Annotated in this window: 18 protein-coding genes; 14 read left to right on the forward strand and 4 right to left on the reverse strand. The window is 71.1% G+C overall.

All coding sequences use genetic code 11. The features are described from left to right. Positions 1-118: 118 nt before the first annotated feature. On the reverse strand, positions 119-2,704 hold the full coding sequence (locus ACLBX9_RS12500) for an ABC transporter ATP-binding protein (protein ID WP_447719155.1): 2,586 nt from the start codon (positions 2,702-2,704) through the stop codon (positions 119-121). A gap of 417 nt (positions 2,705-3,121) precedes the next feature. On the opposite strand from ACLBX9_RS12500, the gene ACLBX9_RS12505 reads away from it, so the two are divergent. The 14 genes from ACLBX9_RS12505 to ACLBX9_RS12570 all read left to right on the forward strand — a co-directional run bounded on the left by ACLBX9_RS12505 (position 3,122) and on the right by ACLBX9_RS12570 (position 17,237). Further along, a complete protein-coding gene (locus ACLBX9_RS12505) occupies positions 3,122-3,781 on the forward strand; it encodes a cytochrome c3 family protein (RefSeq protein ID WP_010685546.1) in 660 nt (219 codons plus the stop codon). Further along, entirely contained in the window at positions 3,778-6,747 is a 2,970-nt protein-coding gene (locus tag ACLBX9_RS12510; RefSeq protein WP_447719156.1) for a TAT-variant-translocated molybdopterin oxidoreductase, read from the forward strand. Before ACLBX9_RS12505 ends, ACLBX9_RS12510 begins: the two co-directional genes overlap by 4 nt. A 2-nt stretch (positions 6,748-6,749) precedes the next feature. Then, positions 6,750-8,774, forward strand: coding sequence for a quinol:electron acceptor oxidoreductase subunit ActD (locus ACLBX9_RS12515; protein WP_010685548.1), 2,025 nt, complete (start codon positions 6,750-6,752; stop codon positions 8,772-8,774). Beyond that, positions 8,771-9,316 carry a c-type cytochrome gene (locus ACLBX9_RS12520; RefSeq protein WP_010685549.1) on the forward strand — a complete coding sequence of 182 codons (546 nt, stop codon included), beginning with the start codon at positions 8,771-8,773 and terminating at the stop codon, positions 9,314-9,316. The genes ACLBX9_RS12515 and ACLBX9_RS12520 overlap by 4 nt, the downstream gene beginning before the upstream one ends. Beyond that, positions 9,313-10,383 (forward strand): hypothetical protein, encoded by a 1,071-nt coding sequence (locus ACLBX9_RS12525; RefSeq protein WP_447719157.1) that lies wholly within the window; start codon positions 9,313-9,315, stop codon positions 10,381-10,383. The genes ACLBX9_RS12520 and ACLBX9_RS12525 overlap by 4 nt, the downstream gene beginning before the upstream one ends. Then, positions 10,380-10,868, forward strand: coding sequence for a hypothetical protein (locus tag ACLBX9_RS12530; protein WP_010685551.1), 489 nt, complete (start codon positions 10,380-10,382; stop codon positions 10,866-10,868). Before ACLBX9_RS12525 ends, ACLBX9_RS12530 begins: the two co-directional genes overlap by 4 nt. Continuing rightward, a complete protein-coding gene (gene coxB / locus ACLBX9_RS12535) occupies positions 10,865-11,845 on the forward strand; it encodes a cytochrome c oxidase subunit II (RefSeq protein ID WP_447719158.1) in 981 nt (326 codons plus the stop codon). The genes ACLBX9_RS12530 and coxB overlap by 4 nt, the downstream gene beginning before the upstream one ends. Continuing rightward, the gene (locus ACLBX9_RS12540) at positions 11,842-13,518 is read left to right on the forward strand and encodes a cytochrome c oxidase subunit I (RefSeq protein ID WP_010685553.1); all 1,677 of its coding nucleotides are present in this window, start codon (positions 11,842-11,844) and stop codon (positions 13,516-13,518) included. The genes coxB and ACLBX9_RS12540 overlap by 4 nt, the downstream gene beginning before the upstream one ends. Beyond that, positions 13,515-14,174 (forward strand): cytochrome c oxidase subunit 3, encoded by a 660-nt coding sequence (locus ACLBX9_RS12545; RefSeq protein ID WP_447719159.1) that lies wholly within the window; start codon positions 13,515-13,517, stop codon positions 14,172-14,174. Before ACLBX9_RS12540 ends, ACLBX9_RS12545 begins: the two co-directional genes overlap by 4 nt. Before the next feature lies 1 nt (position 14,175). After that, positions 14,176-14,487, forward strand: a complete 312-nt coding sequence (locus tag ACLBX9_RS12550) for a hypothetical protein (RefSeq protein WP_010685555.1) — start codon at positions 14,176-14,178, stop codon at positions 14,485-14,487. Between the two features lie 78 nt (positions 14,488-14,565). Further along, entirely contained in the window at positions 14,566-15,351 is a 786-nt protein-coding gene (locus ACLBX9_RS12555) for a class II glutamine amidotransferase (protein ID WP_010685556.1), read from the forward strand. A 163-nt stretch (positions 15,352-15,514) separates the two neighbouring features. Further along, the gene (locus ACLBX9_RS12560) at positions 15,515-16,255 is read left to right on the forward strand and encodes a NepR family anti-sigma factor (RefSeq protein ID WP_043352613.1); all 741 of its coding nucleotides are present in this window, start codon (positions 15,515-15,517) and stop codon (positions 16,253-16,255) included. Positions 16,256-16,405: 150 nt separating this feature from the next. Then, positions 16,406-16,819: a DUF1236 domain-containing protein gene (locus tag ACLBX9_RS12565; RefSeq protein ID WP_010685558.1), complete on the forward strand. Its 414-nt coding sequence runs from the start codon at positions 16,406-16,408 to the stop codon at positions 16,817-16,819. 145 nt (positions 16,820-16,964) lie between these two features. After that, positions 16,965-17,237 (forward strand): hypothetical protein, encoded by a 273-nt coding sequence (locus ACLBX9_RS12570; RefSeq protein WP_010685559.1) that lies wholly within the window; start codon positions 16,965-16,967, stop codon positions 17,235-17,237. A 4-nt stretch (positions 17,238-17,241) separates the two neighbouring features. Here ACLBX9_RS12570 and mscL read toward each other — a convergent pair whose 3' ends face one another. The 3 genes from mscL to ACLBX9_RS12585 form a co-directional block, all read right to left on the reverse strand. Further along, positions 17,242-17,661, reverse strand: a complete 420-nt coding sequence (gene mscL, locus ACLBX9_RS12575; protein WP_010685560.1) for a large conductance mechanosensitive channel protein MscL — start codon at positions 17,659-17,661, stop codon at positions 17,242-17,244. A gap of 196 nt (positions 17,662-17,857) precedes the next feature. Next, entirely contained in the window at positions 17,858-18,745 is an 888-nt protein-coding gene (locus tag ACLBX9_RS12580) for a CDP-alcohol phosphatidyltransferase family protein (RefSeq protein ID WP_447719160.1), read from the reverse strand. Positions 18,746-18,753: 8 nt separating this feature from the next. Beyond that, positions 18,754-19,464, reverse strand: coding sequence for a phosphatidylserine decarboxylase (locus tag ACLBX9_RS12585; RefSeq protein WP_010685562.1), 711 nt, complete (start codon positions 19,462-19,464; stop codon positions 18,754-18,756). Between the last annotated feature and the right edge of the window lie 197 nt (positions 19,465-19,661).

A 19,661-nucleotide genomic window follows, 5' to 3' on the forward strand; every position in this document is an offset into this window, starting at 1 on the left:
TGGACGTGCGCTTGGCCCGTTTCTTTCAGGTCACAGCCGACAATCACCCGTTGCCCGACCGCGCGACCGCATGTCGCTCTCGAACCCGGGTCTTGGCATGGCCGACGCCCCTGCCCCGTCAACCGACCGGAGCAGGCTCCGCCTCCTCCGGCATGTGCAGCGGCGCGACCACCGCGCTGTTCTCCACGACAACGACCGCGTCGAACGGTTCGGCGCCTTCGGGCACGCCCGTCTCGGGCAGGCAGACGATGAAGCCGCGATCGGCCCGCGCCTGCCGCAGCCGGGCGAGGCGGTCGCGCAGTCCCTCGGCCTTGCGCTCGTCGGCGGCGATCGCGACGACGAGGATGTCGGGCTCGCGCGCGAGGCACCGGCTCAGCTCGATCGCCACCCGCTCGCGCGCGTTGATCGTGCCGTCCGCGAGCGCGCCGGTGCCGGGCTGGATCTCGACCCTGCTGTCCAGGCCGAGCCCGTAGACCGAGGCTTCGAGCCCCTCGTCGGCGAGCACCCGCCGCACCAGTTCGCGAACCCGGGGCTCGGCGTTGGCCTCGCCGAGGCTGATGCGGCCGAACAGCAGGTTCTCCTCCAGGCTGGCGGCCGGGTTGACCCGGGACGGATCGTGGAACTCCACCGCGCCCGCGAGGTGGGGCGGGAGCATCCGGGCGAAGGAGCGGCGCGCCTGGACCAGACGCTCTTCGAAGGCGGCGTCGATCAGGCCGAAGCGGTGGCGGGTCTCGCTGTAGCGCAGCGCGAGGCCGATCAGGCGCGTGCGGTCGCGCTGGCCCGCGGGACCCCGGCGCAGGCTCGCGGCGTTCGGCAGCCGCGCCACGAGGTCTTCGAAGTAGCCCCGCTCGGCGGCCTGGAACAGCGAGTAGGCGTCGAACAGCGGGTGGTCGTTGGGCAGGTCGGCGAAGATCTCCACGGTGCTGCGGGCGACCGACAGGCCGATCTCCGTGAGCGGGCGCACCAGTTCCTCGGCCTCCAGCACCGCCCGCAGGTAGGGGTGGCGGGCGAAGCGCAGGGGCGCGAAGGCGCCGCCGACCGGTTCGCCGAACAGGATGTTCTCGCCGACATTCGCCTGATGATTGTATCGGTCCGGATCGAACGGCTCCACGAGGCGCTCGGCCCCCTTGGCGGCGAGCGCCTGCCGCATGGTCCGGCGGGCGGCGACGATCGCGGCCGCAAGCCGCGGCTGCGCCGTCGGATCCAGCCGTCCGGTCAGACCGCGGGCGTAGACGAACCCGTCCAGCCCCGTGAGGCGGCAGATCCCGATCAGCCCGATCTCGTCGGGCGCGTGAGCCGGATCGGTGCCGTAGAGCAGGTTCTGCCGGAGCGAGCCCGCCATCAGGATGGCCTCTCCCGCCGCGAAGGCGATCCGGCGGGCGCGCTCCGCGGCGTCGAAGACGCGCAGATCCGTGCCCCCGTAGGTGACGGCGCCCGCGGTCGGCTCGACCTGCCCGGCCAGGACGGCGGCCAGCGCCCGGGCGCCGCTGCCGCGGCTGCCGGTGATCGCCACGTGGCCCGGCATGGGGAACGCCACGTCGACGCCCGTCAGGCGCTCGCCCGTCGCCGGATCGAAGGCCCCGACCCCCTCCGTCGCCAGGAGCCCTGACCGCGGCAGCGGCAGCGCGGTGCCGGTCCGGGCGGCCCGCGCCCGCCGGCCTTCGAGGGCCGCGATGATGCGGGCGAGGTCGCGGAAGCGGGGGCGCACCGCCCGGCGCACCGTCCACAGGCGGGCGCAGATGGCCGCGAGCCAACCGGCCAGGCCGAAGGCGCCGGTCGCCGCCAGGAGCGCGGCCGGGTCCACCGGCGGGACCGGGGCGGCACCGGGCCCGGTCGAGCGCCACAGCGCCGTCCCGACCGCGATCGCCGGCAGGATCACCGCCAGCGCGAGCGCCGGCGCCCGCGCGTAGGCCAGCCGCGCCTCGGCCCGGGCCACGTTGGTCCGCATCGCGGCGACGCGGGAGGCGATGCGTCCCCGCTCCAGGGCGGCGGCCCCGTGGCTGCGCACCGCCGGCAGGCGCCGGACGAGGTCGTTCAAATTGTCCTCCGCCCGTGCACTGGAGCGCAGCCGCAGGTCCTGCCGGTCCCGCGCCCGTTCGAGCACCAGCCCGTAGGCGAGACCCACCGCCCCGAGCCCCACCACGGCGGCCGGGATCAGCCGGGGGGCAGCGAGCGCCGCGAAGCCCAGCGCCAGGAGCAGGGCCGCGAGGGTCATGGCCGGCAGGACGATGCCGGCGGCGAGCAGCCGGTCGGCCCGCGCCAGCACCTCGCCGACGAGCCGGGCGAGGCTGCGGGCCTCGTCCCGCGCCCCGGCCGGCGCGTCGAGGATCGTCCCCAGGACGGCGTTGCGGACCGTGTCGGCGGCCCGGTTCTGGGCCTTGAAACACAGGCGCGCCACGCTCCAGCCGAGCGCTGCCAGAATCACCGCGCAGGCGGCGATGCACAGAAAGGCCGCGAGTTCGAGTTCGGCCGGACGCATCGCCACGCCAGGGGCGACGACGAACTCCCGGCCGGGCAACGGCACGGCGAGGCGCAGGAACGGCAGCACGGGCGCCTCGTCCCTGGGCAGAACTGCGATCAGGTCGCGCAGGCACAGCAGCGCCAGCGCGCAGAGCGGGGCGCCGATCCCGACCGTCAGGGCCACCGCGGCGGCGTGAAGACGCCGAGCGGCACGCCAGGTCAGGACGAGAGGATCGGATTCCATGCGTCTCCGGGTGAAGTTCAGGCCGCCCCGCTGCTGCCTGGGGCATAGGCCTTCGACTCGCCTGCGGGAAGGGTGGCCGGTCGGCTGCCACCGGCCGCGACATGTCGGACGGCAGGGTCCGGCTTCTAGCGTCGGTTCTGGAAGCGCTCTAGATTGTGCTCGGTGGCGTGCGGACAGTGTCGTCGGGTGCGGCCGCAGCGCAGCTGTCGCTCTGTCCGATTGGGCCGCATTCTGCGGGCGGGCACGGCGCCGGGTTCGACCGGGCTGCACTCAAGGCTGTGTTGGGACACCCTCTCCGCCGGGCCGCTTTTCCCACAGCGGCGGAGAGCGCTGTCAGAGGGTGAGGCGACGCGTGCGGCGATGGGCTGAGCAGACCGAACGCGGCCGCACGGCCGTCCCGATCCGCGGGTGCGCCTGATGGCGCAGCTGTTCACGCCCGGCGCCGACGCGCTCTATCGCCTGGCTCTCATGACCGGCGTCGCCTGCCTCGTCGGACTCCCGGTCCTAGCGGCCGGGATCGTGCGCTCGAACTACGTGACCGGCGTCGGTATCGCGCCGTCCCAGCCGCTGCCGTTCAGCCACAAGCACCATTCCGGTGAACTCGGCATCGATTGCCGCTACTGCCACACCACCGTCGAGAAGGAGGCCACCGCCGGCATCCCGCCGACGCACACCTGCATGACCTGCCACTCGCAGATCTGGACCGGCTCCGACATGCTCAAGCCGGTGCGCGACAGCTACGCGCAGGACAAGCCGCTGGAGTGGAAGCGCCTGAACAAGCTGCCACAATACGTCTACTACAACCACTCCGTCCACGTGACGAAGGGGATCGGCTGCTCCACCTGCCACGGCGACGTGACGTCGATGCAGATGACCTACCGGGCCAACGCCTTCGAGATGCAGTTCTGCCTCGATTGCCACAGGGCGCCGGAGAAGTATGTGCGCACTCCGGACCAGGTCTGGAACATGACCTGGACGCCGCCGGCCGATCAGGCGACGCTCGGTCCGAAGCTCGTGGCGCAGAACCATATCCGCGGCGGCGCTCGGCTCACCGAATGCGGGATCTGCCATCGATGACGCCCGGGTTCGACATCGCGGTCCTGCGCGAAAAGCTCGCCGGCGGCGACGGCCCGCGGTTCTGGCGCAGCCTCGACGCCGTGTCCGACAGCCCGGAGTTCCGCGATTACCTCGCCGCCGAGTTCCCGTCGGCGGCCCGGCTCGCCGCGGCGCCCGAGCGGCGCGGCTTCCTGAAGCTGATGGCGGCCTCTTTCGCGCTGGGGGGGCTGACCGCCTGCGGCAGCGGCGGGGGCCGCGCCTACGAGGTGCCGTACGTCAACCAGCCCGAGCGGATCGTGCCGGGCACGGACCTGTCCTACGCCTCCTCGGCCCTGTTCGACGGGTTCGGCAACGGCGTCCTCGTCACCACCCGCAACGGCCGGCCCCTGAAGATCGAGGGCAATCCCGACCATCCCTGGAGCCGCGGCGGCACCGACGTGCTGGCCCAGGCCTCGGTGCTCGGCCTCTACGACCCGTTCCGATCCCAGGCGGTGCAGCATCTCGGCCGGCCGAGTTCCTGGGCGGCGTTCCGGGCGGACCTGCAGGCGCGGATGCCGGCTTGGCGCCAGAGCGGGGGCGAGGGCATCGCCCTGCTCACCGGACCGGTGACGTCGCCCAGCGTGGCGGCGCAGATCGCGCGGCTGCGGGCCGCCTACCCGGCGCTCCGCTGGTATGGCGGCGCCGGGGCCGGCCGCGACGGGATCTACGAGGGTGCCCGGCTTGCCTACGGGCGGCCGCTGGAGACGCATCCCGATTTCGGCCGTGCCCGCACCCTCGTGGCGCTCGACGGCGATTTCCTGGACCTCGGGCCCGGCCAGGTCGGCCTGTCCTGGCGCTGGATCGAGGCCCGGCGCGCCGCCTACGCGCAGGGGCGCCTCCTCACCCTCCACGCGGCGGCCCCGACTCCGACGCTGACCAGCGCCAAGGCGGATTACGGCGTCCCCGTGCCGGCCGGCCGGCTGGAGGCCCTGGCCCGGAGCCTCCTGGCTCTGGCCGAAGGTGGCGCGGCCCCGCAGGGTGACGATCCCGTGTCCCGCTGGGCCCGGAACGCCGGCGCGGCGCTCGATCAAGCCCGCGGGGCCGGCATTGTCACCGCCGGCCTGACCGCGAGCCCGGATCTGCACGCCCTGGTGCACCGCTTGAACGATGCGTTCGGCAACACCGGCACGACCCTGGTGCACACGGCGCCCGCGGCGGAAACCGGCGCCGGGACCCTCGCGGATCTCGCCGACGCGATGGAGCGCGGCAGCGTCCGGGCCCTGATCGTGCTCGGCGCCAATCCGGTCTACGAGGCGCCCGGCGCCCTCGATTTCGCCGCCCGGATGGAGCGCGTGCCGCTCAAGATCCATGCCGGGCTGTACTACGACGAGACCGGCACCCACGCCGATTGGCACCTGCCCGCCGCACACCCGCTGGAGTCCTGGGGGGACGTGCGCTCCCTCGACGGGACCGTCGGGCTGATCCAGCCGACGATCGCGCCCCTGTACAACGGCCGCACCCTGCCGGAGATGCTGGCCTTCCTGGCGGGCGGCGAGGGCGGGGACGGCGACCGGGACGCCCTCGGCCTCCTCAAGGCGCGCTGGCGGACCGACGGCGAGGACGAGACGGCGTTCGAGGCCCGCTTCGCCGAGGCCCTGCGCCGCGGATACTTTGCCGACAGCGCGCATCCAGCCGAGGCCGTCGCGCTCACGCAGGAGCCGGCGTCCGCGTCATCCGCCGCACCCGCCGCCGAGGGCGTCGAGGTGCTGTTTCGCCCCGATCCCACCGTCTGGGACGGCACCCATGCGGACCTCGCGTGGCTGCAGGAACTTCCGAAGCCCCTGACAAAGGTGGTCTGGGAGAACGTGATCGCCCTGAGCCCGCGTCTGGCCGAGCGCGAGGGGATCGCCACGGGCGACGTCCTGCGCGTCGAGGCGGGCGGCCGCGGGATCGAGGGCCCGGCCTGGATCCTGCCCGGCCAGGCCGACGATACCGTGACGCTCGGCCTCGGCTACGGCCGCGACGTGCCGGATCACCTGTCCCGTGGCCTCGGCTACGACGCGGCGCCCGTACGCCCCCCGGGCTCGCCCTGGCGGCTCGCCGGCGCCCGGCTGACGAAGACCGGCCGGCGGAGCATGCCGGTGACGACCCAGCACCTCGGCACGATGGAGGGGCAGGATCTCGTGCGCGTGCAGGCGCTCGGCGCCGCGCCAGCGGGCGATCCGAAGGGGGCGCCGACCCCCGCCTCGTTCTACCCGCCGCCGGAGAGCCAGGACCGATGGGTTGCGGCGCAGTGGGGCATGGCCATCGACCTCGACGCCTGCATCGGCTGCAACGCCTGCGTCACCGCCTGCCAGGCGGAGAACAATATCCCGGTGGTCGGCCGCGCGGAGGTCGAGAAGGGACGCTGGATGGGCTGGCTGCGGGTCGACCGCTACTACGCGGGTGAACTCGACGCGCCGAAGACGCATTTCCAGCCGGTGCCCTGCATGCATTGCGAGAGCGCGCCTTGTGAACTCGGCTGCCCTGTGGAGGCGACGCTCCATGACAGCGAGGGGCTGAACCTGCAGGTCTACAACCGCTGCGTCGGCACCCGGACCTGCCAGAGCTACTGCCCCTACAAGGTGCGCCGCTTCAATTACCTCGACTATACTGGCGGCATGACCCCGGTGGAGCAGCAGCAGCGCAACCCCGAGGTCACGGTCCGCGCCCGCGGCGTGATGGAGAAGTGCACCTACTGCATCCAGCGCATCACCGCGGCGCGGATCGATTCGGCCAAGGACGCCCATGCCCCCATCCCGGACGGCGCCGTCGAGACCGCCTGCCAGGGCGCCTGCCCGACCCGGGCGATCACCTTCGGCAACGTCGCCGATCCGGGCAGCCGGGTCTCGGCTGCCCGCCGGGACCCGCGGGAATACGCGCTCCTCGGGCACCTGAACACGCGGCCGCGCACGACCTATCTCGCCGGGCTCGCGCCCGCCGCCGATCCGACCCGGCGGGAGGGCTGAGCGTGTCCGGCGCCCTGCTCGGCGGCACGCCCCCCGGCCCCCTGATCCGGCCGGAGGAAACCCTCCAGGGGATCGGCGGCGCTGTGACCGCGATCCCGCTGACCCATCCGGGCAACCGGCGCTGGTGGATCGCCTTCGCGGGGGCGGCCTCGCTCCTCGGCCTGTTCGCCCTCACGCTCGCCTACCTGCTCTATGCCGGCCCCGGGATCTGGGCGAACAACAACGCCGTTGTCTGGGCGCTGGACATCGCGAGCTACGATTGGTGGATCGGCGTCGCCTCCGGCAGCCTGCTGGTCTCCGCGGTCCTGCTCCTGCTCGGGGCGGAATGGCGCGGGGCGGTGAACCGCGTCGCCGAGACCCTGGCGCTTCTGGCCACCGCGGCGGCCGGGCTCTACCCGATCATCCATCTCGGGCGGCCATGGTTCTTCTTCTGGAACCTGCCCTACCCCAACACCTACGATCTCTGGCCGCAATTCCGCTCGCCGCTGCTCTGGGACGCGATCGACATCGTGTCGTTCCTGGTGATCTGCGTGAGCCTGTGGTTCATCGGCCTGCTGCCGGATCTGGCGACCCTGCGCGACCGTGCCTTCGCCGAGGCGATGCGTCAGGCCGACATCAAGGCGCCGACCCGCAAGCTCGCGCTGCTGCGCGCCCAGGTCTACGGCATCCTCGCCTCGGGCTGGCGCGGCTCGGCGGCCCACTGGCAGATCTGGGTCCAGGCCTACCGGACTGTGGCGCTGCTCGGCGTGCTGCTGGTGGTCTCGGTCCAGACCGGCGCCTCGGTGATGCTGGCGGGCTCGCTGATGCCCGGCTGGCACAGCACGCTGCTGCCGGTGAGCTTCCTGGTGAACGCGGTCTATTCCGGTGTCGGCGTCACGGCGGTGATCGTGATGCTGATCCGCCTCGTCTACGGCCTCGACGCCCTGGTGACCGCCCGCCATCTCGATGTGCTCGGACGCCTGCTGCTCTGCCTCGGCTGCGCCAGTGCCTACTGCTACGCGGCCGAGTACTTCGACACGTTCCTCAACGGCGACGCCGAGGGGCGCGGCGTCCTGCTTCGGCGCATGACCGGTGATCACGCGCTCGTCTCATGGACGGCGATCCTCTGCCTCGTCCTGCCCGCCCAGATCCTGTGGTCGGCGCGCGCCCGGACGGCGCCGCTCGCCATCGCGGCGGTGGGCCTGCTCGTGGCCGTCGGCGCCTACGCCGACCACGTCATGGTCCTGGTCGTCACCCTGACGCAGGATTTTCTGCCGTCCTCGAAGCTCCCCTACTCGACGGACGTGTGGGGCATCGCCACCTTCGCGGGCTCGGTCGGCCTGTTCCTCACCCTGCTGCTCCTGTTCCTGCGCTACCTCCCGGCCGTCTCGATCGTCGAGAGCCGCCGCCTTGCCCTCGCGGAGGCTCCGGCCGCGCGGGAAGCCGCCCGCGAGGCTTCGTCCCGGGCCGCCGCCCGACCGGAGGAGAAACCGGTCGCCGCCCCCCTGTGGGGCGTGTCCGCCACCTTCTCGAGCCAGGGCGACCTCGCCGCCGCCCTCCAGGCGCTCTCGGGCATCAGCTCGGATCATGTCCATCTCGATGGCCATGGGCCGGTGCCGATGCCCCGAACCCTGCGGGCGCTGGGCCACGAAGGCCGCTCGATCCTGCCCTACGCGCTGGCTGGAGCGCTGCTCGGCGGCGCAGGCTTCTTCGCGATGTGCGTGTACGCCACGGCCTACGACTACGTGTTCCTGATCGGCGGCCGCCCGCGCCTCTCCTGGCCCTCGTTCGTGGTGCCGAGCATCTCCTTCGCGATGATGGCGGGCTGCGTAGCGATCCACCTCGCGCTGCTGGTGCTCAATCGCCTGCCGCGGCTGAACCATCCGGCCTTCAATATTCCGGGCTTCCTGCGCGCCTCCGAAGACCGATTCTTCCTCTCGGCGGAGGCGCGCGGCGACCGGTTCGACGCGGCCCGGATCGAGCGGCGGCTCGCCAGCCTGCCGGCCGAGGCCGGACGTCCCCTTGAGATCCGGCGGATCCCGCGATGAGGATCGCCCGTCTCCGCACCGGGCTGCTCATTCTCCTCGTCCTGGCGCCCCTGGCGGCCTGCGGCGAGGCTGACATGGCCGATCAGGCCCGGGCCAAGACCTGGGACAAGAATCCGTTCTTCCCCCGGGACATCACCATGCGCCAGCCGGTGGCCGGAACGGTGCCCCGCAGCGATCCCGCGCAGCCCATGCCCCAGCCGAAGACCATCAGCCGGGACCTGCTCGACCGCGGCCGGCAGCGCTACACGGTGTTCTGCACGCCCTGCCACGGCCAGGATGGGCGCGGCGCCGGCATGATCGTGGCGCGCGGCTTCCCGCATGCCGGCGACCTGACGGGCGAGGCCCTGCGCAGGACCTCCGCGGCCGACCTCTACGACGCGATCTCGAACGGCCGGAAGGCGATGTTCGGCATGGCGCAGATGATTCCGTCGGCCGACCGCTGGGCGATCGTGGCCTATGTCCGCGCCCTTCAGCTCAGCCAGGACGCTCCGGTCGCCAGTCTCCCGGCAGAAGACCGGGCGCGATTGGAGGCGGCACGATGAGCCGTCCCGCCCGCCCCATGCTCCTCGGGTTCGCCGGCTTCGCGCTCCTGGCCCTCTGCCTGCTGGCGGGCGGCGTGCGCGGCGCGGCGGCCTCGTACCTCGCCGGATGGCTCGTCCTCGTCGCCCTGCCGGTGGGCGCCCTGCCGGTGGTCATCGTGGCCGAGCGTTTCGGCCGCCGCGTGCGGGCGCGCGGCGGTGTCGAGATGCTGGCGGGTCTGCGGCGCCTCATGGCGCTGATGCCGGTGGCCGCCACCCTCGGGGTGCCGCTGCTCGCCGCCGCGCCGGTGCTCTACCCCTGGGCGAAGGCGCCGGCGCATACGCCGCTCGCGGCCCTCTGGTTCACGACGCCGTTCTTCGTGGCCCGGGTTGTCGTCTACCTCGCCGCCTGGACCTGGCTGGCGCTGCGCTTCGCCCGGCCCTTCGACGCACCCGGCGAGGGCCGCACCGTCCCGGCTGTGGGCCTCCACGCGGTGGTCGGTACCCTGTTCGTCACCGACGTGATCGCGTCCCTGGACCCGCGTCTCGATTCCGCGCTGCTGGGCCTCCTGATCATGACCGCCTGGAGCGGCCTCGCCTTCGCGGCGGCGATCCTGCTCGCCTGGGAGGAGCCGGAGCCGGTGGGCCGCGGCCGCACCGCGCCGGGGCGCGGCCGGTTGGTGCCGCTGGTGGTGCTGCTCGGGCTGTGGGCCTACCTGCACTTCGTGCAGTTCCTGATCGTGTGGTCGGCGAACCTGCCGCCGGAGGTATCGTGGTATTTCGCCCGCGGCGGCTGGCTCGGGCGGACACTCTCGATCGTGGCCGGCGCCGTCGTGGTGCTCGCCGGTCTGGCGACCCTGCGGCCCGGTCGCCCGACCACGCGGATCCTGGCGGGCGCGGCGCTCGCGGTGCACGCCCTGGAGATGTTCTGGCTGGTCACCCCGGCGCTGCGCGACCGGTTCGTGCTGCGGCCGAGCGACGTGCTGGCCGCCTGCGCGGTGGCCTGCCTCGCCGCCGCCCTGCACCTCATGCTGCGTCCAGGGGCCGACCGGGCCGCGGCGGCAGCCCGCCGCTCCGGGAGGCCGGCATGAGGCCGGGCGGTCCCTCCGGCCTGATCCCGGCCATCCTCGCGGGCCTGACCCTGCGCGGCAGCGGCCTGCTGAACGGACGCCCGCAGCGTCCGGCCGCCAACACCCAGCGCGATCCGGATGACCCGGGGCATGAGGTGCGCGACGTCAACGTCCGCAACACGGCCCTGGTCATGGCCGGTCTCGCGCTCACGGCCCTGGCGGTCGTCGGCACGATGATCTGGCTGATGGGCAGCTTCGCGGCGAGTCAGCGCCGGGCGCTCCCCGCGCTCACGCCCCAGCAGACGGCGCGGCTCACACCGCCGCCGCCGAACCTTCAGCCGGACCCCTACGCCGACCTCGACCGGGAGCGGGCGGCGACCGAGGGGCACCTCGCCGGCTACGGCTACCGGGATACGTCTCGTACCCGCGCCCGGATCCCGATCGGGCGCGCCATGGACCTGACCGTCGGCCACTCCCTCGATCCGGCGGAGCCCGCACCGCGATGACGCCGAGCCACGATTCCCTCCAACTCTGGCCCGCCGCGGTCTCGGCCGTCGCGACCGAGACCGATTGGCTCATCCTGGCCTTCACGGTGCTGACGCTGCTGCTGACCGTGCCGGTCTTCGTGGCGATCACCTATTTCGCCCTGCGCTACCGCGAGGGCTCCGAGGCGGACCGGAGCCCGTCGGGCATCCGCTCCAACCTCATCGAGATCAGCTGGATGCTGATCCCGTTCCTGCTGACATTGATCTTCTTCGTCTGGGGCGCGCGGCTCTTCGTCGAGTCGAAGAACCCGCCCCCCGACGCCATGGTGGTCGAGGCGGTCGGCCGACAGTGGATGTGGAAGTTCCAGCATCCCACCGGTCAGTCCGAGATCAACGACCTGCATCTCCCGATCGGCCAACCGGTCCGTCTGCGCATCATCAGCCAGGACGTCATCCACGCCCTCTACCTGCCGGCGGTGCGGATGCAGGTCGCCGCCCTGCCCGACCGCTATACCGATCTGTGGTTCAAGGCGGACAAGACCGGCACCTACCATCTCTACTGCTCCGAGTATTGCGGCACTGACCATTCCGTGATGGGCGGCGAGGTCACCTTCATGAACCCCGGCGACTATCAGGACTGGCTGACCCACGCGGGCGCCCAGCAGGGCAAGGTCGCGGCCGGCCGCGCCCTTTACGAGGCCTATGGTTGCGCCGGCTGCCACGAGCCCGGCTCGTCCGTGAAGGCGCCGAGCCTCGCGGGCCTGTACGGATCGCAGGTGAGGCTCGCCGACGACCGCACCGTCACGGCGGATGAAGGGTGGATGCGCGAAAAAATCCTGAACCCGAACGGCGACCGTCTTGCCGGAGGGGGCAAGCAGGTCATGCCGAGCTTCGCCGGCCGGATCCCGGCGGACGAACTCGCGACCGTGATCGAGTTCCTGAAATCCTATCCGACTGCCAAGGCCGCGGACGCGACGCCGGCGGGGGCGACACGATGAGCGCATCGGGCAGCATCGGCGGCACCGCCCGCCGGGAACCCCACGCCCCGGAATCGACGATCGGGCGCAAGGCGGACTACCTGCACGCGGAATCGACCCTGCGCTCGTGGTTCCTCGCCACCGACCACAAGCGCATCGCGATCCTCTACCTCGTCTCGATCACCGGATTCTTCGTCATCGGGGCCCTGGCGGCCGGCGTGGTGCGCCTCGCGCTCGTGGTGCCGAACGGCGCGATCATGACAAACGACACCTACAACAAGGCCTTCACCATCCACGGCGTGGTGATGGTGTGGTTCTTCCTGATCCCGTCGATCCCCGCGACCTTCGGCAACTTCCTGATCCCACTGATGATCGGAGCCAAGGACCTCGCCTTCCCGAAGCTCAACCTGACGAGCTGGTACGTGTTCATGGCGGGCGCCCTGTTCACCCTGGTCTCAGTCGTGCTCGGCGGCGTCGACACCGGCTGGACCTTCTACGCGCCGCTCTCGACGGCCTTCTCGAACACCTGGGTCTTGCCGGCGCTGATCGGGGTGACCATCGTGGGCTTCTCGTCGATCCTGACGGGGCTTAACTTCGTGGTCACGATCCACACCATGCGGGCGCCCGGCATGACGTGGTTCAAGCTCCCCATCTTCGTCTGGGCGCACTACGCCACGAGCCTGATTTTTCTGCTCGCCACACCCGTCATCACGACCGCGCTGATCCTGCTCATTGCAGAGCGCGCCTTCCATATCGGCGTGTTCGACCCGGCCTATGGCGGCGACCCGGTGCTGTTCCAGCACCTGTTCTGGTTCTACTCGCACCCAGCCGTGTACATCATGGTCCTGCCCGGCATGGGAGTGATCTCCGAGATCGTCCCGGCCTTCGCGCAGAAGAAGCTGTTCGGCTACCGCTTCGTCGCCTACGCGTCGATCGGGCTCGCCTCGGTGACCTTCTTCGTCTGGGGCCACCACATGTTCGTCAACGGCCAGAGCGACCTAGCCTCGCTGGTGTTCTCCGCCCTCTCCTTCGCGGTGGCGGTGCCCTCGGCCGTGAAGGTCTACAACTGGACTGCCACGATCCATAAGGGCAGCCTGCGCCTCGACACGCCGATGCTCTACGCGATGGGCTATATCGGCCTGTTCGTCCTCGGCGGGCTCACCGGCCTCTACCTCGCGACGCTCGCCATCAACCAGCACATCCACGCGACCTACTTCGTGGTCGCGCATTTCCACTACATCATGGTCGGCGGTACCGTGCTGGCGTTCCTCGGCGGCCTGCACTTCTGGTGGCCCAAATTCACCGGCCGGATGTACAGCGAGCCCTGGGGCCGGGTCTCGGCGCTGCTGATCTTCCTCGGCTTCAACGTGACCTTCTTCCCGCAGTTCATCCTGGGCTATCTCGGGATGCCGCGACGCTACGCGACCTACCCGGCCGAGTTCCAGCTCCTCAACGTGCTGTCCTCGGCGGGCGCCACGATCCTGGCGGCCGGCTACCTCTTCCCGATGCTGTACCTCGTCTACTCCCTGTGGTTCGGGCGAAAGGCCCCCGCCAACCCGTGGAACGCCAAGGGGCTCGAGTGGGAGACCTCGTCGCCGCCTCCAACCCACAACTTCCTCACGCCGCCGGAGGTGCCGCGCATCCCCTATGACTACCCGATCCAGGCCCAGGAATCCCGGGACCAGCACGGATGAGTGCGCCGCTCGCCGACGGCGTCGGGGTCGCCCGCGCCCATCATTTCGAGAGCGTGGCCCAGCAGCGCCAAGCCGCGACGCTCGGCATCTGGGCGTGGCTGATCACCGAGCTGCTGCTGTTCTCGGCCCTGTTCCTGGTGGCGCTGATCACCCGGATCCTGCACCCCGAGGCGACGGTCGCGGCGGCCAAGCACCTCAAGTTCTGGATCGGCGCCACTAACACCGTGGTGCTGATCTGCTCCAGCCTGACCATGTCGATGGCGATCGAATTCTCGCGGATGGGCTGGCAGCGCGCCATGGTCCGGGCGATGCTGGCGACGGCGGCACTGGGCAGCCTGTTCCTCGTGCTCAAGGGCTACGAGTACTATGCCGACTGGGCCGAGCACATGATGCCGTTCCTCAGCGACCGGCCCTTCGCGCTGGCCGAGACGCCGGCCGCGCGGCTGTTCGTCAACCTCTATTACGTCGCCACTCTGCTCCACGCGCTGCACCTCTTCACCGGCATCGCGCTCCTGCTCGGCATGACCTGGCTGGCCGCGAAGGCCGGGTTCCTGTCGCGGCACCAGAACTGGATCGAGGTCTACGGCCTGTACTGGCACTTCATCGACCTCGTCTGGATCCTGGCCTTCCCGATCCTCTACGTGGTGAACCGGTAGGATGCGGAACCCCCTCGCGCCCCTGAGCACCGACGACCGCGCCCTGCTCCGCAAACGTCTCCGCACGCCGCTGCTCACCTTCCTGGCGCTGCTCGGCCTGCTCGCCGTCAACGTCACCCTCGGCGCCACCCTCCCCTTCGCGCAGGTCTGGATCGTCGAACTCGCCGTCGTCGCCGTGATGGTGGCGCTGATCCTCCTCGTCTCCATGGAGGTGATCCACGAGCCGCCGCTGATCCGGCTGTTCTCGGGGCTCGGCTTCTTCTGGGTCGCCATCATGGTCGGCATGACGCTCACCGACTATCTGGCGCGCTGATCCGCGCGAAAGCCGTTGTCGGGACGGCCGAACACTCCTAAACGTCGCCGCTTCCCCGCATGGCCCGGCTGAAAGACGATGTGCGAACTGCTCGGCATGAGCGCCAACGTGCCGACCGACATCCGCTTCTCCTTCGCGGGCCTGGCCCGGCGCGGCGGCGAGACCGGGCCGCATGCCGACGGCTGGGGCATCAGCTTCTACGACGGCCGCACCTGCCGCAGCTTCCACGAGCCGGAGCCGAGCGCCCGCTCGCAGCTCGCCCGGCTGCTCCGCGACATGCCGATCAAGAGCCGGATCGTCGTCGCCCATGTCCGCAAGGCCAACCGCGGCCGGGTCAGCCTGGAGAACACCCACCCGTTCTCCCGGGAATTGTGGGGCCGCCGCTGGACCTTCGCGCATAACGGCCAGCTCAAGGGCGTGAAGAAGCTGCCGCTCGGCGGCTTCATGCCGATCGGCTCCACCGACAGCGAGCACGCCTTCTGCTGGATGCTCGGCCGGCTCCAGGCCCGGTTCCGCGCCCTGCCCCGCCCCGAGACCCTCGACCGGGCCGTGGCCGACCTCGCGGCCGAGCTGCACGCGCTCGGCGTGTTCAACATGCTGCTCACCGACAGCCGCACCCTCTACGCCCATTGCGGCAAGCGCCTCTGCTACCTGACCCGCTGCGCCCCCTTCGGCAAGGCCACCCTGATCGACGAGGACTGGCAGGTCGACTTCGCGCAGGAAACCACCGAGCACGACGTGGTGACGGTCATCGCCACCCAGCCCCTCACCCGGGACGAGTGCTGGACCGACCTCGCCCGCGGCGACGTCCTGACGCTCCGGGACGGGGCGATCCGCCTTTTGAGACCGGCAAACTTAGCTTAAGTGTAGTTTGCCCGAGGGTGCATGCCCGCGCCCGATGCGTTAGAACCCCGGTAACAGGAGCGCACCGGCCGGACTTCGCCGCGAGTTCAAGCCGCCAAGCGCCCCGCCTCGACCCACTCGGGACCACAGGTCGAGCCACGATGAGCTGACGAGTGCGACACGCATGACCCGCGACGACACCGACACCGTCCTGTCCCAGGAGGACGGGACGCGGGATGGCCGCCCGAACCTGGCCCCCGGCATCCGCACGCATCTCGGAGAGCACCTGCGCACCGTCTACGAGCGGATCGGCGAGGAGACCCTGCCGTCCCGCTTCGCCGAGCTGATCGAGAAGCTTGAGGCGGCGCTCCGGGCCCGGGGCGAGGCGATCGAGCCGGAATTCCGCAACGGCCTTCTCGCCGCGGTGCCGTCGCTGCGCGCCTTCGCGCTGTCGCTGACGTCGAACCCGGCCCGGTCCGACGACCTCGTCCAGGACACCCTGCTGAAGGGCTGGCAGCACCGCGCGCGGTTCCAGCCGGGGACCAACCTGAACGCGTGGCTGTTCACGATCCTGCGCAACATCTTCTACTCGGATCACCGCAAGCGGGTCCGCGAGGTCGAGGATCAGGACGGGTCCTACGCGGCCCGCCTCGCCACCGCCCCGCACCAGGGCGACCGGCTCGACGTCGAGGACCTGCAATCGGCGCTGGCCAAGCTGCCGCCGGACCAGCGCGAGGCCCTGGTCCTCGTCGGCGCGGAGGGCGTCTCCTACGAGGAGGCTGCGGCCATCATGGGCTGCAAGGTCGGCACCGTGAAGAGCCGGGTCAGCCGCGCCCGCGGCCGGCTCGCGGAACTCCTCGGCTACGACGAGGAGGATCTCGGCTCCGACCGGTTCATCCAGTCGGCGATGCCCAAGGACGCGTGAGAGCACGCGTAAGGGGACCGTTAAGGACGGCACCGCCCTCGGTCCGCCGCGCCGCAAAAAGGCATGCATCCGAATCCGGGGATCGGGCGTTACCGGCCCGAGCTTCGCCGCGTCCCCGCGGCGGAACACCACGGAACGGAGCAAGCCCGTATGACCTTCAAGACCCTCATCGCCGCCTCGGCCCTCGCCCTGTCGCTGCCGCTGGCCGCCCAGGCCCAGGGCACGATCCCGGGTGCCGAGCGCGGCGCGGCCGCGGGTGCCGATGCGGCCGGCCCGATCGGCGGGATCGTCGGCGGCGCCGTCGGCGCGGCCACCGGCACGGTGGGCGGCATCCTCGGCGTCGACATGGCCCCGCGCTTCCGCAGCTACGTCCGCGAGCGCAACGTCCGCTCCTACGATTACGACGGCCGCGTCGCTGTCGGCACCACCCTGCCGGCGTCGGGCGTGACCTACTACGACGTGCCGAACGAGTACCGCGTGCAGCCGGGCTACCGCTACACCGTGGTGAATGACCGTCCGGTGCTGGTCGATCGCGGCCACCGCATCGTCGAGGTCATCGACTGAGGCGCGGATACCACGTCCCGGGCCGGCCGAGCGCCGGCCCAAGCGCCCCCGGAGCTCGCTCCGGGGGCAGCCCCATCGCGGCGGCCGCCGGCGCAACGCTTCATCCGTCCGGCCGTTGATAGGCGGTTCGACCCGTGAGGCGATCATGAGCGACACTCCCACCGACCCGAATGCCACCTTGCCGGAGCCGGTGCGCGACCATCTCGGCCAACAGCTGCGCAGCGTCATCCCGGTCGGGTCCGACAAGCCGCGCTTCCTCGGCGACGACCCGGTGCCGGAGGTGTTCGAGCCGCAGATCCGGCGCCTCGAGACGCGGCTGAAGACCCACGAGGAAGGCACCGGCGCCGTGGGCCAGGCCCTCGATCAGATCCTCGATGCCTTCGGCGTCAAGCCGGAGGACGACACGCGCGCGGGCTGAGGCGTCAGACCCGCGGCTTCGTCGCCAGGATATCGCGGATCTCGGTCAGGACCTTCACGTCGGCCGGTACCTCGTCGGGCTTCTTGGCCTCGGCGGTCTGCAGACGGTTCATCGCCCGGATGACCAGGAACAGCACGAAGGCGACGATCAGGAAGTTCAGCGTCAGGGTCAGGAACTGCCCGTAGCCGATGACGGCGCCCTGCTTCTTCGCGTCCACGTAGGGCAGGCCGGCCTGCACCTTGGACGAGAGCGGGATGTAGTAGTTCGAGAAATCGAGCCCGCCCGTGACCGCGCCGATCACCGGCATGAAGATGTCCTGCACGGCCGAGTTGACGATGGCCCCGAAGGCCGCGCCGATGATCACGCCCACCGCGAGATCTACGACGTTCCCCCGCAGCGCGAATTTTTTGAATTCCTCGAGCATCCGCCAGCCCCCCGCCGCACGCTGCCAAGGTAGGGGAGGATTCCGCGTCGGCCAGCATCGAAGGCCGTGTTTGGCCGCCCGGATTCATCCCCGCCGTGCCCGGAGCCTGCAAACCCGACCCGCGCCCGCATCCTGACGCGCCGGAGCGCGGCGGAAGCCTCGAAGGAGACCTCCTTCGAGGCTGCTGCGCAGCACCTCAGGATGAGGGGGGCCGATTGGAGGGGCCGACGGACAGGCTCTCATCCGATCCGGCCGGGATTCCGACGGCGGGCCGCTCCCCGGCCGCGGTCGCCAGCTCCGCCTTCACCCGGCGGCGGTACTGCGCCGCCACAACCGGAATGGTCAGCAGGTACCCGCCGCTCACCGCCACCAAGGCTTCGAAGGGATAGCTGATCAGGATGCCGAAGGCCGCGACCCCGAACAGGAAGATCGGCAGGACGAGGCTGCGCGGCACCCGCTTGCCCATGGTCTTGCCCGAGTAGGTCGGGACCGTGGAGACCACCATGAGGGCGATGCACAGCACGTAGATCAGCACCGCGGGCGCCGCCCAGGTCTCGATGCCGAAGCCCAGGAAATGCAGGTAGAGCGGCAGCATCGCGGTGAGCGCGCCCGCGGGCGCCGGCATGCCGACGAAGAAGTCCTTCTTCCATTCCGGCCGGTTCGGGTCGTCCAGCATGGCGTTGAATCGGGCGAGCCGCAGCGCCATGGCGATGGCGAAGATCAGCGCCACGATCCAGCCCAGCGACTTCAGGTGGAACAGCACGAAGCCGTAGAGGATCAGCGCCGGGGCGCAGCCGAAATTGACGAAGTCGGCGAGCGAATCGAGTTCCGCCCCGAAGCGCGAGGTGCCCTTGAGCAGCCGCGCGACCCGCCCGTCGATGCCGTCGAGGACGCCCGCCACCACCACGGCGATGACCGCGGGCTCGAACTTGCCCTCGAAGGCGAGGCGGATCGCCGTGAGCCCGAGGCAGAGCGCCATCAGGGTGATCATGTTGGGCGCGATCATCCGGAACGGCACCGGCTTGAACCGGCGCGGGCGCGGCTCGTTCGGATCGGGCGCGAAGGGCGGGAAGAGCTCGTCCATGGCCGCCTCTAGATCCGCTTGAAGACCCGGTCCGGTCCGCCGCCGAGATCGGCCAGCACGGTCTCGCCGGCCACCGCCTTCTGGCCGAGGCCGACCAGCACGGTGGACCCCGCCGGCAGGTAGACGTCCACCCGCGAGCCGAAGCGGATCAGGCCGAACCGCTCGCCGACGCCGAGCACGTCGCCCGCCGACACGAATCCGACGATACGCCGGGCCACGAGGCCGGCGATCTGCACCACGCCGACGCGCTTCGGCGCGCCGCCATGGCTCGTCTCGATCACCATGCCGTTGCGCTCGTTGTCGTCGCTCGCCTTGTCGAGCTCGGCGTTGAGGAACAGGCCGGGCGTGTAGTGGATCTGGCCGATCCTCCCCGAGACCGGCACGCGGTTCACGTGGCAGTCGAACACGTTCATGAACACCGAGACCCGCAGGGTGGGCACCTGCGGCAGGTCGAGCTCGGGCGGCGGCAGAACGGTGGCGATGAGGTTCACGCGCCCGTCCGCGGGCGAGACCACGAGTCCGTCCGCCACGGGGGTGACCCGCTCGGGATCGCGGAAGAAGTAGCAGACCCAGAGGGTGAGGATCAGGAAGATCCAGCCGAAGAACTGGGAGAAGTAGCCGGCGAGCACCGTGAGCACGATGCCGATCAGGATGAAGGGATAGCCCTCCTTGTGGATCGGCACGAGCGTCCGGCGGATCGTCTCGATCAGGTCGGTCATTGCTTTTTCGGACTCATGGGGCCGCAGGGGCGGACAGGCGGATGGCAGTCCGCCGGGCCGCCGTCAACTTTTCGAAGGTCGCGGACCCGGCTCCTCCGCGGACGCGTGTCCTCGTCCCCGCGCGCGGTTCGGCGCCGGGGGCATGGCCCAGGAAGCAACACGCGGGACGCGGGACGCCGCGGGAACCCAGGTGTCGG

The sequence above is a fragment of the Methylobacterium sp. A49B genome (assembly GCF_053346215.1).

What these genes read in the sequence shown, in the direction of transcription:
- ACLBX9_RS12500 (WP_447719155.1), bottom strand. Translation starts at nt 2,704, where the DNA reads ATGGAATCCGATCCTCTCGTCCTGACCTGGCGTGCCGCTCGGCGTCTT.
- ACLBX9_RS12565 (WP_010685558.1), top strand. Translation starts at nt 16,406, where the DNA reads ATGACCTTCAAGACCCTCATCGCCGCCTCGGCCCTCGCCCTGTCGCTG.
- coxB (WP_447719158.1), top strand. Translation starts at nt 10,865, where the DNA reads ATGACGCCGAGCCACGATTCCCTCCAACTCTGGCCCGCCGCGGTCTCG.
- ACLBX9_RS12545 (WP_447719159.1), top strand. Translation starts at nt 13,515, where the DNA reads ATGAGTGCGCCGCTCGCCGACGGCGTCGGGGTCGCCCGCGCCCATCAT.
- ACLBX9_RS12520 (WP_010685549.1), top strand. Translation starts at nt 8,771, where the DNA reads ATGAGGATCGCCCGTCTCCGCACCGGGCTGCTCATTCTCCTCGTCCTG.
- ACLBX9_RS12560 (WP_043352613.1), top strand. Translation starts at nt 15,515, where the DNA reads ATGACCCGCGACGACACCGACACCGTCCTGTCCCAGGAGGACGGGACG.
- mscL (WP_010685560.1), bottom strand. Translation starts at nt 17,661, where the DNA reads ATGCTCGAGGAATTCAAAAAATTCGCGCTGCGGGGGAACGTCGTAGAT.
- ACLBX9_RS12540 (WP_010685553.1), top strand. Translation starts at nt 11,842, where the DNA reads ATGAGCGCATCGGGCAGCATCGGCGGCACCGCCCGCCGGGAACCCCAC.
- ACLBX9_RS12580 (WP_447719160.1), bottom strand. Translation starts at nt 18,745, where the DNA reads ATGGACGAGCTCTTCCCGCCCTTCGCGCCCGATCCGAACGAGCCGCGC.
- ACLBX9_RS12525 (WP_447719157.1), top strand. Translation starts at nt 9,313, where the DNA reads ATGAGCCGTCCCGCCCGCCCCATGCTCCTCGGGTTCGCCGGCTTCGCG.
- ACLBX9_RS12585 (WP_010685562.1), bottom strand. Translation starts at nt 19,464, where the DNA reads ATGACCGACCTGATCGAGACGATCCGCCGGACGCTCGTGCCGATCCAC.
- ACLBX9_RS12510 (WP_447719156.1), top strand. Translation starts at nt 3,778, where the DNA reads ATGACGCCCGGGTTCGACATCGCGGTCCTGCGCGAAAAGCTCGCCGGC.
- ACLBX9_RS12550 (WP_010685555.1), top strand. Translation starts at nt 14,176, where the DNA reads ATGCGGAACCCCCTCGCGCCCCTGAGCACCGACGACCGCGCCCTGCTC.
- ACLBX9_RS12570 (WP_010685559.1), top strand. Translation starts at nt 16,965, where the DNA reads ATGAGCGACACTCCCACCGACCCGAATGCCACCTTGCCGGAGCCGGTG.
- ACLBX9_RS12505 (WP_010685546.1), top strand. Translation starts at nt 3,122, where the DNA reads ATGGCGCAGCTGTTCACGCCCGGCGCCGACGCGCTCTATCGCCTGGCT.
- ACLBX9_RS12530 (WP_010685551.1), top strand. Translation starts at nt 10,380, where the DNA reads ATGAGGCCGGGCGGTCCCTCCGGCCTGATCCCGGCCATCCTCGCGGGC.
- ACLBX9_RS12555 (WP_010685556.1), top strand. Translation starts at nt 14,566, where the DNA reads ATGTGCGAACTGCTCGGCATGAGCGCCAACGTGCCGACCGACATCCGC.